Origin of the sequence: Paenibacillus sabinae T27 (genome assembly GCF_000612505.1) — a bacterium.
GTDB classification, from domain to species: Bacteria; Bacillota; Bacilli; order Paenibacillales; family Paenibacillaceae; genus Paenibacillus_AQ; species Paenibacillus_AQ sabinae.
Genome location: NZ_CP004078.1, coordinates 1,538,839 through 1,553,129, shown reverse-complemented (window position 1 = coordinate 1,553,129; position 14,291 = coordinate 1,538,839). Strand labels below are relative to the sequence as shown.

General features: G+C 48.6%; 15 protein-coding genes. 1 reads left to right on the top strand and 14 read right to left on the bottom strand.

Annotated features, from left to right (window positions below; all coding sequences use genetic code 11):
• Nucleotide 1: 1 nt before the first annotated feature.
• The 12 genes from PSAB_RS07150 to PSAB_RS07095 all read right to left on the bottom strand — a co-directional run bounded on the left by PSAB_RS07150 (nucleotide 2) and on the right by PSAB_RS07095 (nucleotide 10,741).
• Nucleotides 2–511 carry a (2Fe-2S)-binding protein gene (locus PSAB_RS07150; protein ID WP_051529733.1) on the bottom strand — a complete coding sequence of 170 codons (510 nt, stop codon included), beginning with the start codon at nucleotides 509–511 and terminating at the stop codon, nucleotides 2–4.
• A gap of 26 nt (nucleotides 512–537) precedes the next feature.
• Nucleotides 538–1,410 carry an FAD binding domain-containing protein gene (locus PSAB_RS07145; RefSeq protein ID WP_025333895.1) on the bottom strand — a complete coding sequence of 291 codons (873 nt, stop codon included), beginning with the start codon at nucleotides 1,408–1,410 and terminating at the stop codon, nucleotides 538–540.
• Nucleotides 1,411–1,431: 21 nt separating this feature from the next.
• The gene (locus PSAB_RS07140) at nucleotides 1,432–1,866 is read right to left on the bottom strand and encodes an SRPBCC family protein (protein ID WP_025333894.1); all 435 of its coding nucleotides are present in this window, start codon (nucleotides 1,864–1,866) and stop codon (nucleotides 1,432–1,434) included.
• 55 nt (nucleotides 1,867–1,921) lie between these two features.
• Nucleotides 1,922–2,617 carry an isochorismatase family protein gene (locus tag PSAB_RS07135; RefSeq protein WP_025333893.1) on the bottom strand — a complete coding sequence of 232 codons (696 nt, stop codon included), beginning with the start codon at nucleotides 2,615–2,617 and terminating at the stop codon, nucleotides 1,922–1,924.
• A 13-nt stretch (nucleotides 2,618–2,630) separates the two neighbouring features.
• The gene (locus PSAB_RS07130) at nucleotides 2,631–3,002 is read right to left on the bottom strand and encodes a DsrE family protein (RefSeq protein ID WP_025333892.1); all 372 of its coding nucleotides are present in this window, start codon (nucleotides 3,000–3,002) and stop codon (nucleotides 2,631–2,633) included.
• A gap of 32 nt (nucleotides 3,003–3,034) precedes the next feature.
• Complete coding sequence (locus tag PSAB_RS07125) at nucleotides 3,035–3,850, bottom strand: DUF3891 family protein (protein ID WP_025333891.1); 816 nt, start codon at nucleotides 3,848–3,850, stop codon at nucleotides 3,035–3,037.
• Between the two features lie 22 nt (nucleotides 3,851–3,872).
• Nucleotides 3,873–5,138 (bottom strand): FAD-dependent monooxygenase, encoded by a 1,266-nt coding sequence (locus PSAB_RS07120; protein ID WP_025333890.1) that lies wholly within the window; start codon nucleotides 5,136–5,138, stop codon nucleotides 3,873–3,875.
• Between the two features lie 33 nt (nucleotides 5,139–5,171).
• Entirely contained in the window at nucleotides 5,172–5,864 is a 693-nt protein-coding gene (locus PSAB_RS07115) for a GntR family transcriptional regulator (RefSeq protein WP_025333889.1), read from the bottom strand.
• 140 nt (nucleotides 5,865–6,004) lie between these two features.
• On the bottom strand, nucleotides 6,005–6,841 hold the full coding sequence (locus PSAB_RS07110; protein ID WP_025333888.1) for a sugar ABC transporter permease: 837 nt from the start codon (nucleotides 6,839–6,841) through the stop codon (nucleotides 6,005–6,007).
• Nucleotides 6,842–8,197, bottom strand: a complete 1,356-nt coding sequence (locus tag PSAB_RS07105) for a carbohydrate ABC transporter permease (RefSeq protein WP_025333887.1) — start codon at nucleotides 8,195–8,197, stop codon at nucleotides 6,842–6,844.
• A gap of 94 nt (nucleotides 8,198–8,291) precedes the next feature.
• A complete protein-coding gene (locus PSAB_RS07100) occupies nucleotides 8,292–9,545 on the bottom strand; it encodes a sugar ABC transporter substrate-binding protein (protein ID WP_226991812.1) in 1,254 nt (417 codons plus the stop codon).
• 65 nt (nucleotides 9,546–9,610) lie between these two features.
• A complete protein-coding gene (locus PSAB_RS07095) occupies nucleotides 9,611–10,741 on the bottom strand; it encodes an alpha/beta hydrolase (protein WP_025333885.1) in 1,131 nt (376 codons plus the stop codon).
• Nucleotides 10,742–11,090: 349 nt separating this feature from the next.
• Between PSAB_RS07095 and PSAB_RS24510 the strand changes: the two genes are divergently transcribed.
• Nucleotides 11,091–11,963, top strand: coding sequence for a LysR family transcriptional regulator (locus tag PSAB_RS24510; protein WP_025333884.1), 873 nt, complete (start codon nucleotides 11,091–11,093; stop codon nucleotides 11,961–11,963).
• A gap of 80 nt (nucleotides 11,964–12,043) precedes the next feature.
• On the opposite strand, the gene PSAB_RS07085 is transcribed toward PSAB_RS24510, so the two are convergent.
• Complete coding sequence (locus PSAB_RS07085; RefSeq protein ID WP_025333883.1) at nucleotides 12,044–13,288, bottom strand: MFS transporter; 1,245 nt, start codon at nucleotides 13,286–13,288, stop codon at nucleotides 12,044–12,046.
• Between the two features lie 227 nt (nucleotides 13,289–13,515).
• Entirely contained in the window at nucleotides 13,516–14,211 is a 696-nt protein-coding gene (locus PSAB_RS07080; RefSeq protein WP_025333882.1) for a GntR family transcriptional regulator, read from the bottom strand.
• Nucleotides 14,212–14,291: the final 80 nt, after the last annotated feature.

Genomic DNA, 14,291 nt, shown 5'->3' with positions numbered 1-14,291 from the left:
GTCACTCCGCCCTTTCCCTCATTTCTTTGGCCGCGTATTCCACCGCATCGACAATTCCCTGGTATCCTGTGCAGCGGCACAAGTTGCCGGAGATCGCTTCGCGGATTTCTTCACGGCTAGGGTGCGGATTGTGCTCAAGCAGGTGACAAGCTGTCATCAGCATACCCGGCGTGCAAAATCCGCATTGCAGTCCGTGCTTCTCCCAGAATCCCTTCTGCAGCGGATGAAGCTCCCCGTCCTCGCTTTCCAGGCCTTCAACCGTCACTAAGTTCGCCTGATCCGCCTGAACGCCAAATACGAGACAGGAACGGACGGGTCGGCCATCTATCATAATTGTACAGGCTCCGCATACGCCGTGCTCACAGCCCACATGCGTTCCCGTCAGCCTTAGTTCGTCACGCAGGACATCGGACAACAGCATGCGAGGCTCCACATCGACCGTATATTCCTTATGGTTGACCTTCAACGTTATCGTCTTCAACCGGCTCGATTCCGCGGTTTTTTCCGTCATGGACGCTCATCCTCCCTTTCTTCCTGTCAGGCCTGTTTCGCCCGGTCCGCAGCTTTCTTTAACACACGGCGGCTTAGCGCCACGCACAAATCCTTGCGGTACTCCGCGCTGGCGTGAATGTCTTTCTCCGGGTCGACCAGATCCACGATCTGCGCGCATTTCTCCGCGAATATTTCTTCACTCGGGGCCTCGCCGATCAATTCGTCGGTGACATCCTCCAGCTTGACCGGAATGCCGTCCACTCCGCCGATACAGAGCGCAGCGCTCTCGATAAGGCCTTCCTCATCCAGCGTAACGGAAGCCGCGGCGATAATGATCGCGAAGTCGCCGCTCCGCAAAGTAAACTCTTCGATCGAATGGCCTGTCCGTTCCGCGATTACAGGAAAATGCACGGATTTGACAATTTCATTCGGTTCAATCGTCGTCGTCATATAGGTAAGAAACAGTTCTTCCGGAGTCAGCTCCCGTTCATCGCTGCTCGATACGACGGTGACCTTCCCGCCCAGCGCTGTCAGCATAACCGGAAGCTCAGCCGTAGGGTCTGCATGAACGATGCTGCCGCCAATCGTTCCGCGGGAACGAATCTGCGAATGCCCGATCAGCTTGATGCCTTCCGCAAGCATCGGACAGCTATTCTGAATCTCGGGGGAGTGCTCCACCATGTAATGACGGGTCAACCCTCCGATCACAATCTCGCTTTCGCCGACTTCAATTCCGGTCATTCCCTGAACCCCGTTAATATCAATCAGAACCGGCGGCCTGGCCAGCCGCATATTCATCATCGGAATCAGGCTTTGGCCTCCCGCCAGAACTTTGGCGTCATAGCCGAACTCGTCCAGAAGCGACAGGGCTTCATCCAATGTTTCCGGTTTATAATAATCGAACGCCGCAGGTTTCATTCTGATAGGCTCCTCCCTTCCCTACACTTCCTTCGCAAGCTTATTGAAGAAGTCTTTCACAATCAACTTGCCGATCCCGGACAGAATGCGCTGGCCCACTCCTGCAATCAGACCGCCCACCTGGGCCGTTCCGTCATATTTGATAATCGTTACCGAATCGCTCTCGGCCTGAAGCTCAACGCGGGCGTCGCCTTCAATGAATCCGGCCGGACTGTTCGCCTTCATAACAAGGCGGTAATTCTCCGGCTCATCCTTGTCGAGAATTTTAATCTCCGCTTCATAACTGCCGCGCACCGCCGCAATTCCGATCGTAATATCGGCCTTGTACGTATCCGGCTCCGTCTCAGTAATCGAATTGCAGCCCGGTGTGGCCTTTTTCAGAACATCCGGATCGTTAAGAGCTTTCCACACCGCTTCTTTACCGGCCTTTACCTTTACTTGACCCTGAACCTCCATAGTATCCTCCAATTCCGCTGCCCAAGATTTGTTGATTAAACGGCTGCTTGTCCTATTAAACGCTTAATGGTTTCAGTTCCGCGATTACTTCGGCTACCGGCACGACATCCGCATATTTCTGCTGCATATCGAAAAGATTGATCGCATGGGAGGCAATGCCGCGGTCAAACACGCATTCCTCTGGCACAATGACTTTAAAATTGTAAGAGAACGCATCAATGACGGAAGCGCGCACACAGCCGCTTGTTGTACAACCTGTCACAATGACTGAATCGACATGGCGCGCCGTCAAATACGACATCAGCGGCGTTCCGAAGAACGCGCTCGGCTTCTTTTTGGAGATGACGATTTCGCCGTATTGCGGTTCAAGCTCCTTGACCACTTGCGCTCCCTTTGCGCCTTCAAGAAGCTCGGGGTGATCGAAAATGTTGCCCTTAATGGCAATCCGGTCATTCGGAGCGGACTTGCTCCCTTCAATAATGGTGAAGAACACTGGAATCCCGGCTTGCCTTGAAGCCGCCAGCAATTCCTTGATGCGTGCAATCGCTGCCCAACTGCTCTCGCCGCAGCTTGTCGGATATTTCTGAATGGATGCCTCGATACTCTCCGGCGAATCGCCTGTGAATCCGTATTGCACATCCACAATGACCAGGGCCGGACGGCTGCCGATCCCCATCGTGTGGCCAAGACCGGCCTGCGCATATACCCTCTTGTCGCGTTCATCCAGATAGTTGTCCCAGATTCTTGCCATGAGCAATCCCTCCTTATCCGTAGGTAATAACCCGGTCATGATCGACGGTCAGACGCACCAACACGTTCGGTTCCGCAAGCTCGATCTGCTTGCCGCTTAGTTCCTTCTCCGTCATACCCCGCGCGCCGCAGGATATTCGGGAGAGATAAATAACCCCCCCGCCTCCGACAATCGCATCATAGGATTCGCGGACTTTCGTCACGCCGTCTCCCACTCCGATTACGCTGTCCAGGATGTCGTCGCGCAGAAGCTGTACGGCGCTCCCCGCAAGAAACATGGAGACGAAATGCCCTTCCTGAATGGCGGTTTTGGCGATAAGAAACGCGCGGTCGGCCTGAGTTGGCGCTTCAGGTCCATGAGTAAGATGAATTAAAATTTTGGCCATGCCATTTCCCTCCTTGTCGGTTTCAATGATGATCAACCTTTTGCCGGAACCAGCTTCCAGACGATCTGCTCGGTCTCGGCCTTCTCCATAACTTCATAGACTTCCTTATGTGAACGGTAGCGGGCATCGGGAATTTTGCGCCGCAGCACGGTCGTTTCTACCACCGAATCGAACGGGAACGGATCGACGGCAACGCTGCCGTCCCCCTGCCCCTGAACCGTAATCATTTCGCCTTCAGACCCAAGCGTCCGGCGAACCGGACCAATGGTCCACTGCTCCTTCGTGTCCGGCGTAAGCATGGATACATACTGGGACAAACGATCCATTACCTGCACAAGCTCATAGTTCATCCACAGGTTATCTTCAAACAGGCTTCTTTGCTCCGCCCGGTTCCATAGGGCCATCTTCAGATCGACCCATTCCTTCTGCTGTTTGATCGTATTCTCGTTAATAAACGGAGCCAGTTCGCCTGGAATTTTGAATGTAAACGACGGATCATACCCGAACCGGTTGGTGTACAGACCGATCCAGTGCATGCCTACAAGCAGTCCGGCATACAGGTCCTCATCCCTGACTTGCTCATATCCCTTGCCGTAAAACTCGACATGCTGCAACAGATTGACGCTTAGAAAAGGAACGGGTTGTCCCGTTTCCGAATTGAACAGCACCTTCGTATCCGATTCAACCCAGCCGATATCATGCTTCTCTACGGCCAGACACATCGACTCAAAATGATCCGGACGCCGGAAACTCTCATTTCCCCAGCGGCGCGCAACCTGTCCGGCCTGAACGGAGTGATCGTATTGATTGACAATGTGCAGATGCCCATCATATTTTGTAATGAACATAAATGACTCTCCCTTTCAGCGGTTAATCGGCAAATATAAACGATGGATCAATGTCGAGCGGCTTCTCTCGCGTATAAAGGCGCTTGTACGTGTCCGTGATGTCCGGGAGCTTGGTACAAATACTGAAAATATGAGGGGCCAGATCCTTCTTGAAAGGCTCCCGGGTCAGGAATCTTTCGAGGGTTACCTGAAGATTCTGGATCATCTTCACCTCATCCTTGCGTCTGGCCTGAACCTGCTTCAGCGTTTCAAGCGACAGATCGCCGGTACGGAACCCTTTATAAATAACATCCGCCGCAATAATTGCAGTCCCCATCGCTAGTGTGCTGCCAACCGCTCCCCAGGGAGTGACGCAGTGGGCGGCATCGCCGATCAGCAGGCAGCCGTCTTTGGCCCAATCCTTGACATACCGCATTTTGCATAACAACAGAACAAAGGACTTGAAGTCTTCCATCGGCTCGACATAAGGTTTAAGAATGGGCAGGTCTTCGAGAATCCGGCTTTTGAAGGCTTCGATTCCTTCCTCCTTGATTTTCTGAAACTCGCCCCTTGTGAGCGAAATTCCGCATTGGATGAGTCCGCCCAGCTTGGGCAGGAAGAGATAATTGTAGTTTTTCTGGAAGTAGAAGTGGTATATGTTATAGTCCCATGACTCCGGTTTCTCAAAAGAGAACCACAGCAGGTCATTCACATAATAGTCGAGGTCCAGTTCGAAGCCGGCGAGTTTTTCCATCGTTGAGTTCCGTCCGTCCACAGCTACCGTAACCGCCGCGCGGATATCGAAATCTCCTTCCTCTGCCAGCTCCTCCGCGTTTGTAGAATCCCCTGCTGTTCTCACCGCATGAACGCCGATGATTTTGTCGCCGTCTTTAATCAGGTCTTTCACTTTCGTATTGAACAGCAGCTTAAAATTCGGGTAGCGCCGGGCCTTCTCCAAAAGGGCTGCAAGCATCGTCGGCTGGGTCAGTCTGGCACAGTAGCTTTCCTCGTCAATTAAGGTATCAAAGGAAAGCTGCATGATTTCCTTATGATCATGGAATACAACCACTTCATTGATCTTTACATGGTCTTGGCTTTCGATATAGTCAAGCAGGTTGAGCTGCTTCATCATCTGGACAAAACGCGGCTGGGTAATTTCTCCGCGATATTCCCTGTGAAAGTCTGCATTCTTCTCCAGTACGATCACGTTAATTCCCTGTTTAGCAAGCAACAAGCCGAGCAGCATTCCGGCAGGGCCGGCTCCAACGATGCATACGTCTGTCTTCACTTCGTTCTTGGGCGTCTCCATAGATGCGTCACCTCTCCCTTCCGTACCATCCGTTTAACTTTTTCGAAGTTCTCCTGCCACTTGCAGCGTGCCTGGCGGCTCTATGATGAGTTTAATGGAATCCCAAACATGCTCCTGCATCCGGGAACGGGCCAGCTTCGGGTTCCGGGCCATCAATGCATCCAGAATGCCCTCGTGCTGATGGAAAGTGCTGAAATGCCGGTCCTTATTGCGGCTCCATGCCATGACTTGAATCCAGTTAATCCCCACTCTTAAATGCTGCAGCGTATTTCTTAATGAGAGATTTCCGCTGGCCTCCACGATGAGATCATGGAACTGGTTATTTAGCTCAATCGCTTCATCGGAGCGTTCCGTCTCAAATGTCCGGTGCTGGCGTAGAATCTCCTCCATCTTGCCGAACATAAGCCTACTTCCCCGCTCGGCCGCCATCTCCGCAGCCAGGCCCTCAAGCTCGGCGCGAAGCTCGTAATAATCCTGAATTTCTTTAGTAGAGTATTCTTTGATACGGACGCCGTGATGGGGGACCAATTCAAGCACCTGCTCCTGTACAAGCATTCTCAGCGCTTCCCTGATCGGTGTGCTGCTGACACCAAGCATCTCCTTGAGCTGGCGCTCCCTGATCCATATGCCCGGTTCAAACTGGCCGCTCATTACGTAGTCAAACAATCTTTTATAGACGGCCATGGTTGTTGTTTCTTTAACTAGCCTGTCGGGCTGCTGCGTCATTTGTATTCACTCCTTGCCTGTCCGGGTTCGGTTTCCTGTCCCTAAAAAAACTATATTATATATAATATATATTGTTAAATATCAATTGCTTATGTTCCGATAAAGTTGATGAATGTTAGATATACCGGGACTCCGGCGGTTCAGCCCTTTTCGCCTCCTGCGGTCAAACCATCCACCAGAAAGCGTTGCATGATCATAAACAAGAGCGTGATCGGTATGGCGATCAGTACGCATCCAGCAGCGAACACCGTAAAGTCGTTTGAGAAATTCGTGGTGATCATATCGTACAGCCCGACAGCAAGCGTCTTCGTCTCGGTTGAGCTTAATACCAGTCTCGCGAAAATAAAATCCGTGAATGTGCCTGTAAAACTGAGGAGCGCCATATACACGATCATTGGCGTTGACAGCGGTGCGACGATCCGGAAAAAAACGCCCAGATGATTCGCTCCGTCGATCCGGGCAGCTTCAACCAGCCCTTTAGGAATCGTATCGAAGTAGCTTTTGGCAAACAGGAAGAACACCGGCGAGCCTGCTACATAGACGATGATGACAGCCAGATGCGTGTCCAGCAGGTTCATCATGTTCAGCAAAATGTAAACGGCGATCATGCTCATAAAAGAGGGAAACAGCCCGAGAACCAGCAAGGTGCTCATCAAGGTTTTACGGCCGCCAAAACGGAAGGTGGAGAATATATATCCGGTCAGCAAAATCAGAATCGTCATAAAAATCGTGCTGATTACTGAAATTTTGAGCGAATTCAAATACCAGAGCCCGAAATCATATTTGGCAAACAGTTCCTTGTAGTGAATAAAAGTTGCCTGCCGTGGAATAAGCGACTCACTGAATAGCGAGCCTCCGACGCGCAATGAGGACATGATGACCCATATGGCGGGATAGATGGAGATGACGCCAACGATGATCAGAAAGGAATAAACAGATGTGATGCTGACGATTTTTTTCGGTTTTACACCACCCATTTATTTAACCTCCTCTTCCTTGAACGCTTTCGTGTTGCGTATGCTCCAGACGGCAAAGAACGACAATATAATGAAGATAAAAATTCCAATAACCGAGGCAAAATTGTATTGGCCCTGATCAATGGTCAGTTTATAGATCCAGGTAATCAAAATATCGGTATGGCCGGCGAATCTGAAATCCGAGCTTCCGGGCTTTCCTCCCGTGAGCAGAAAGATCAGGTTGAAATTGTTAATGTTGCCGACGAACTGCATGACGAGCAGCGGCGCCATCGAGAACATAACAGCCGGATACGTAATTAGCCGAAGCTTTTGGAAGCCGCTTGCTCCATCGATATCGGCCGCTTCATACATATCGCTTGGAATGGTGGACAGGATTCCGATAATCATCAGCATCATCACCGGGAAGCTCAGCCAGAAGTTCACGATAACCAGCGTTACTTTCGCAATCGTCGGGTCGGAAAGCCAGGGCACGACGGGAAGTCCCAACATTTTCAAATATTGATTGATCGGACCGAACTGACCGTTAAAAATGTTCTTCAGAATCAAGGTAGAAACAAACGCCGGAATGGCGTAGGGCAGAATGAAAAGAGTCCGCCAGAATGATTTCAAACGCACCTCTTTGCGCTGCACCACAAGAGCAACGGCAAATCCGCCGATAAAACTGGTCAGCGTCGTAAGCAGCGCCCATACAAATGTCCATAGCGCCACAGAATATAAGGTATGGCTCCACGATTTGATCACGAAAATATCCTTAAAGGTCTTGAAGCCCTGCCAATCGATCAAATGTGCGGGCGGCTGATTGTTGATCGTGTAATTCGTAAAAGCCAGCAATATCATGAATATAATAGGCATAATGGTGAAAAACAGAATGCCGAGCATAGGGATGGAGATTGCGATCTGCGGGAACCGGTAATCGGCAACGTATTGCAGGCTTTGCTTGAACGTGTTCGTTGCTCCGCCTTCTTCTCTTACTTTTCCGGTACGGTACGCATCTTTAATGTTCAAAAAATACATCCAAACAAACACAATCAACAAAAATATGGTAATCAGACCCTCGACCAGAAGGAAGATGGAATGATCGCCCATAACTTGCTTGTATATTTTACCTACCTTTTCCAGATGCCTTTCTTTTTCGCCCAGAGTGACAATGCCCCAAATTGCATCCGGAAGCCGGGTAACCGCCGTATAGATTCCCAGACAGGAGAAGATCAGGAGTACAATCCCTTTCCCGTACTGACGGTTGTACAATTGGCCAAGACCCATGAGAAGAACAGACAAGACTGCCGCAACCTTACGATGTTCGACAACCTTGTGAGGCTGATATACCCCTTCCAGCGTCTTGCGGTGCTCGTACATGTAGCCAACTCCTTTAAAATCTGTAATGGATACCCCCGGCAAAATCTTGCCGGGGGGCTTTACTGCTGTCAAGCCTATCGGCAATCCGTGTTAGTTACTGACTTCCGGCAATGGCATCCTTCAAGCCTTGTACAGCTTTATCCATCGTTAATTTGGCATCGGCGCCGTCCCAAATTTGTTCAACTGCCGGTGAAACAATCGTATCGTTATACGCCAAATACTTCATTTCTGGAATATTAGGCATAAACACCGACTGCTTCAATTGGCGAATGAAACCAAGAGTAACCGGATCGTCTTTATACAGCTCTTCATTTTGCAGATTTTTGGCCAGTGGAAGGAACCCCGTCACTTCATTGATTTTCATCTGCATTTCTTCCGACATTAAGAAGTTGGCAAACAGCTTGGCAGCGTTAGGATATTGCGTATACGACCCTACGAAGAATCCGCCTACGCCGGTCAATACAGGCGGAACTTTACCGTCCGGCATTTTGGGCAGCGGCATAGACTCCACTTTAAAAGGGAGTTTTTGGAATCGGCCTGCGTTCCATGCACCATCTATAATTATGCCAATTTTCCCTTGCTCCCAGAGGCTCGTTTTAATATCGCCCGTCGTATCAGCAGCTTTTAGCGGCAAAATTTCTTTCAGAGACTTGAAGTATTCCAGCCCTTTTAATGCACCCTCGTTATTAAGCCCAATGTCGCTTGCGTCTGTACCGTCTTTGCCGAAAATATAACCGCCTTCGGCCGCCATGAATGGAAAAGCATTTCCATAACCGTTAGCTTCCATGAAGAAGCCGTATTTGTTATTCGGAATATCATTAAACGATTTGGCAAACGCGATAATGTCATCCCACGTGTCCAGCTTGGCATCCTTCACCAAATCTTTATTGACAAACATCGCAGGCAAGTAAGCATAGCTTGGGTATCCGTAAAGAATACCGTCCCAAGAGAACGATTTAATTGCTTCGTCAAGCATCATGTTTTTCGTATCTTCTTCAAAGTAATCGTTCGGCAGCACACTTCCCGATTTTACCGCGTCCCCTAATTCAAGGTGACCTAGAACAAAAACGTCGGCGCCTTTACCGGCTGGGCCGTCGGCTTTATATTTATTCATGACGGCGTCGTAACCGACATCTTGAAGCGTTACCGGGATGTTGTATTTTTTCTCGAATTCTTGTACCGCATATTCGGAGAAAGGAGTCTTGGGGTGCCAGAATACAAGCTTGGCGCCGGGCTCGGGGGTAAGCTCGTCCGTTGCCGCTTCCGCTGGAGCGCTGCTGGAATTTGGGGTTTCGGATGGTTGAGCGGAATTCGTGGAGTTTCCGCCGCAAGCGGCCAAAGCAAACATCAGCATGAGAGACAATACTACCAATCCCATTTTCTTCGTCATTCCCGATCACTACTCCTTATTGTTCAATTAAGTTCGAAGCATTTTCTAATTCCTTCGGCAATTTCATCAAGACAATCTTCAGCTTGAGGGTACAGTCCGAGCTTATCCAGAAAACCGTGATTCGTGCCGTTGTACTGGATCAGCCTGGTTTTGACTCCGCATCTTGACAGCTCTCTGGCATAGGCTTCAGCTTCCAATCTTAAATAATCGTATTCGGCTGTCAGGATCAGAGCTTCCGGCAGATCGTTTAGCTGTTCAGCTAATAATGGAGAGATATAGGGTATGGATGCTTCTAAATTTTTCGCGTATACCTGCCTAATGATTTCAAGGTTGTCCTTTATTTCCTGAATACCCGGCATTATATACTCGTGATGTCTGTTAATGATATACTCGTCAATGCTCCAGCTGAAATCGTCCGTGACGGCTTCGGCATTATTGACGACGGGATAAATCAATGCCTGATACTTGATCATTCCCGTCCCCGATTCCTTATCTTTCAGGGCGCAGGCGGCTGCTAGGTTTGCGCCGGCGCTGTCGCCCGCAACCGTAATTTGATTCCTGTTGATGCCAAGTTGTTCGGCACTCCGCCAGGTCCAATTCACCGCATCGAGACAATCGACAAATCCCGCCGGAAAAGGGTGCTCGGGTGCAAGCCTGTAATCCACGGAGATAACAACGGCGTCAGCCTTCTCCGATAAAGCTTTACAAACATTCTCCGCGCCATCCACCGTTCCGCCGATAAATGCCCCTCCATGAAAAAATACAACTACAGGCAGTTTCTCTCCGTTCCCGGGTCTATATATACGGATGGGGATAGTGCCGTTCGTTCCGTTAATGACAAGCTTGGAGGTTACAATTTCCGTATCCGTAATATCCTTGCTGCCCGAGACCTGCATGCCGGATCTCATCCGGAGGGCAATCTTTTCAAATGCCGTAAGATCCGCAGGCTCCGGCTGACCCTCATCGGCCGAATTTTTACTCTGACGCTGCTGCTGTTGTACACTTAACACTCTCGGATCAAGTTCGCCTGCGTTATCCGAATCCGGAATTTTTTTAACGACAAAGTCGTATCCGTCTTTAAATTGCTTGACTGTTTGTTCTTTGACAAGCGACAGCAGTTCCGCATACTCATTCTTCTTTTTTTGGTAATTCAAATTCCTTGCCCATCCCCCTTCTGCACTTGTGAAATTAAGTTTTGAAAAGTTAGTATAGTCGGATTATAAAATGCATTATATATAATGTTAAATATGAATCCCTTATTTCCATATAAACATTATGCATGTTATGTACAATTCCCTGACAAAAAGCTGTGATAAATGTCACTTTATATTACGCAATAACTATTTTATCAGGCTGAATTGTTAATAAACCGTGGACTAAATATTATATATGATATATATTGTTACATAGAATAAGGTTTCGAGGCTGTCGTGAAGGATTTGCAGGTTGTAACTCATATTACTAATATTTCCACATTGTGTTATCAGGGGGGAATTCTTGACCATGAACATCGTGCATCTGGAGACTTTCATCATCGTGTGTAAATACGGTAATTTTACAGAGGCGGCCAAGCATCTTTACGTTCCTCAACCAACCGTAACCAACCGCATCAATCAGTTGGAGGATGAGCTCGGTCAAGAGCTTTTTGCCAGAGGAAAGTCAGGAAAGCGAAATGTTCAGCTTACGCGTGCCGGAGAAAGATTCCTGCCTCATGCCCAATCCGTCATTGATACGCTCAAGATGGCCAAGCAGGAAATTACCCATACCACCTCGTTGTCGATCGGAAGCTCGGTTCCCCTCAGCCACCCTCTCATCTATAATGTCATTCAGGATCTTACCAATCTGAACGAGCATTTAAATATCCATTTGATCTTCCTGGAATCTTCCAGCATTTTGAAAGCACTGGTTGATAATGTAGTGGACGTCGCCTTTACAACCGATTTAATGATGAACACCTGCTATCAGAGCTATCCGCTTGGCTCTGAGGAGTTCAACCTGATCCTCCCCACTGAGCACCCGTTATCGAATCAGCCCTTGCTGGAGAACTTCACATGCATGAAAGAAGAGAATATCATCTTCTATGAACCCTACAAGAACAACATTGCGGATTTAACGGATCTGGATTTTAAAAAGAAGCTTTATTCCAACCAGGTCGAAGTGATCAAAAGCCTGATCCATGAACAGCACGGAGTCTGCTTTCTTCCCCCTATGATTCTTGAGAAGGAAATAAAAAATAACGAAATGGTCAGCATTCCGTTATCGGAGAATATTCAATTGAATAAAATCAACTACTATTTAACCTGCAATAAAGAGAATCTGTTGAAAAAAGGAATTCGTTTGAATCAGGACAACTGGACCTTCGAAGAGGTTGTCTAGCTGTCAAGATATACTTAACGAAAGGTATTATAAAAGACCATGTTTCTACAAAGTAGAAACATGGCCTTTTGTGTGGAAGCTTATAGCGCATGATCTAGAGATGTCTCTCCTTCGTCCATGTCCAATGCATCAGGGCGAGTCTCTTTGCCCAGAAGAAGTACACTGAGAGCACCGATGACAATAAAGCCGCAAAATATAGCAAAGATAATACCGAAGGTTACCTCTGCCGCTACAAGATACCCAAGCAGCAACGGCCCCAAAATCCCTCCTATGCGTCCAATAGCTGAAGCCATTCCAGTACCGGTTGAACGAATTTTAGACTCATATTGCTCCGGGGTATAGGCCCAAATGGTGCCTATTGCTCCTACATTGAAGAAGGAAAGGAGAATTCCACATATCATAAGCATAGCCAGCGAATCCGCATTGCCGAAGAAATAGCCGCAAATGGCTGCCATGATTAAATAGGTTATAATAACGAACTTGCGTCCCACTTTATCAATCAACCAGGCAGCACTTAGCAAGCCAGGTAATTGAGCCAGCGTCATAATAAGAACGTATCCAAAGCTTTTGACCAGAGCAAAGCCTTTCAGAACCATCACTGACGGCAGCCAGAGAAACATGCCATAGTAGGCGAAGAAGACACAGAACCATAAGAGCCAAAGCATTATCGTGGATTTGGCATATTTACTCGACCAGATGGCTTTCATATTTTCTTTAATGGAAGGCTTCTTTTTCCTTGGTTGCCGAAACGATGGTGAATCCGGAATTTCCCGCCTTAAATATACGGTATAGAGGGCTGGTAACGCGCAAATCAGCAAAGCCGATTGCCACCCAAATTTAGGTATTACAAAATAGGATATAACCGCCGCCAGAATCCATCCGGCAACCCAAAAGGTATCTAACAAAACGATCGTTCGACCGGAATGCTTCTCAGGAATACTTTCGGATACTAACGTGCTTGATACGGGAAGCTCTCCTCCTAGTCCCAGACCGATGAAAAAACGGAGAGTAAGAAATGCCGCGAATGTAGTTGTTAACGCGGAGAAGCCACTCGCCAGAGAAAACAATAACACAGTAGCCAATAATATCGGCTTACGTCCAACACGATCGGCAAATATTCCTGCTAACAGAGCGCCGACCATCATTCCTAGAGAGTTGACGCTCCCGATCCATCCTACTTGCTGGGGCAACAAATTCCAATCTTTCATTAGAGCCGCACCAATGAATGCGATAATGCCCACATCCATTGCATCAAAGAGCCAGCCAAGTCCTGCAACGAACAACAGTTTCTTTTTAGCCACCGGTTTGATTATGGTAGTGCCCATGTCATTCCTCCTCGTTGGTTAGGGACCCGATTCGTCTCGGTATACCTTCTTTTTCGCAACGATGAATGGCCATCGTATACTTATTTAAATTTTAAAATATATTATATATAATGTTAAATATCAATTACTTATCTCCAGATAAAGAATCTGAATGTCAACAACAAAAAAACATGTACACGTGGACCATAAGCTTTAAACTTCTGGTCTTGGTACATGTCTAACTTCGTTCAATCGGCTTGATCCGATTCTCCCGCTTGCTCGCTTGCTTCTTCTTGCCGGGAATTTAGCATTAAGCTGATCGTATCCCATACATGCTCGTGCATTCTGGTCTGGGCAAGCTGAGGGTCCCTGTTCACCAGCGCCTCCCAAATCCCGCGGTGCTGGTGGTCGGTAAGTGCATGGCGTTCTTTATTCCGGTTCCATGCCATCACCTGTATCCAGCTAATTCCCGCACGCAAATGATGCAGGGTGCTCTTTAGCGCAAGATTCCCGCCAGCCTCCACCACCAAATCATGAAACCGATTATTTAATTCCATGGCATCCGCGGTATTCCCGCGATGAGCCTGCTCAAGGTTCAGAAGATTCTCCATCTGCTTGAAATGCGAGCTGCTCCCCCGCTCGGCGGCAAGCCGGGCCGCCATTCCCTCCAGTTCGGCGCGAAGCTCATATAAATCCTTCAGCTCTTTCACTGACAGCTCCTTGACCCGAACACCGTGATGGGGAACAGATTCCAGAATACGTTCCTGCACCAGCATGCGCATCGCTTCACGAATCGGCGTGCTGCTTACACCCAGCATCTCCTTTAGCTCGCGTTCCCTGATCCATTCACCCGGCTGAAATCTCCCGCTCAGCACCAGATCATATAACCGTCTGTATACAGCCATGGTTGTCGTTTCTTTAATAAGCTTATTAGCTAAGTCCATAGAGTCTTCCCTCCAGGCGATAAGAACAGCTTTACCCGCCCTTATTCATAAGAGCGGGATCGGCTTCTGCGCGAATATTA

Bases quoted from the DNA above. Each gene is read 5' to 3' on its own strand.
- PSAB_RS07145 (WP_025333895.1), bottom strand. From the start codon at position 1,410: ATGAAACCTGCGGCGTTCGATTATTATAAACCGGAAACATTGGATGAA.
- PSAB_RS07085 (WP_025333883.1), bottom strand. From the start codon at position 13,288: ATGGGCACTACCATAATCAAACCGGTGGCTAAAAAGAAACTGTTGTTC.
- PSAB_RS07080 (WP_025333882.1), bottom strand. From the start codon at position 14,211: ATGGACTTAGCTAATAAGCTTATTAAAGAAACGACAACCATGGCTGTA.
- PSAB_RS07140 (WP_025333894.1), bottom strand. From the start codon at position 1,866: ATGGAGGTTCAGGGTCAAGTAAAGGTAAAGGCCGGTAAAGAAGCGGTG.
- PSAB_RS07115 (WP_025333889.1), bottom strand. From the start codon at position 5,864: ATGACGCAGCAGCCCGACAGGCTAGTTAAAGAAACAACAACCATGGCC.
- PSAB_RS07130 (WP_025333892.1), bottom strand. From the start codon at position 3,002: ATGGCCAAAATTTTAATTCATCTTACTCATGGACCTGAAGCGCCAACT.
- PSAB_RS07125 (WP_025333891.1), bottom strand. From the start codon at position 3,850: ATGTTCATTACAAAATATGATGGGCATCTGCACATTGTCAATCAATAC.
- PSAB_RS07150 (WP_051529733.1), bottom strand. From the start codon at position 511: ATGACGGAAAAAACCGCGGAATCGAGCCGGTTGAAGACGATAACGTTG.
- PSAB_RS07105 (WP_025333887.1), bottom strand. From the start codon at position 8,197: ATGTACGAGCACCGCAAGACGCTGGAAGGGGTATATCAGCCTCACAAG.
- PSAB_RS07135 (WP_025333893.1), bottom strand. From the start codon at position 2,617: ATGGCAAGAATCTGGGACAACTATCTGGATGAACGCGACAAGAGGGTA.
- PSAB_RS07110 (WP_025333888.1), bottom strand. From the start codon at position 6,841: ATGGGTGGTGTAAAACCGAAAAAAATCGTCAGCATCACATCTGTTTAT.
- PSAB_RS24510 (WP_025333884.1), top strand. From the start codon at position 11,091: ATGAACATCGTGCATCTGGAGACTTTCATCATCGTGTGTAAATACGGT.
- PSAB_RS07120 (WP_025333890.1), bottom strand. From the start codon at position 5,138: ATGGAGACGCCCAAGAACGAAGTGAAGACAGACGTATGCATCGTTGGA.
- PSAB_RS07100 (WP_226991812.1), bottom strand. From the start codon at position 9,545: ATGTTTGCTTTGGCCGCTTGCGGCGGAAACTCCACGAATTCCGCTCAA.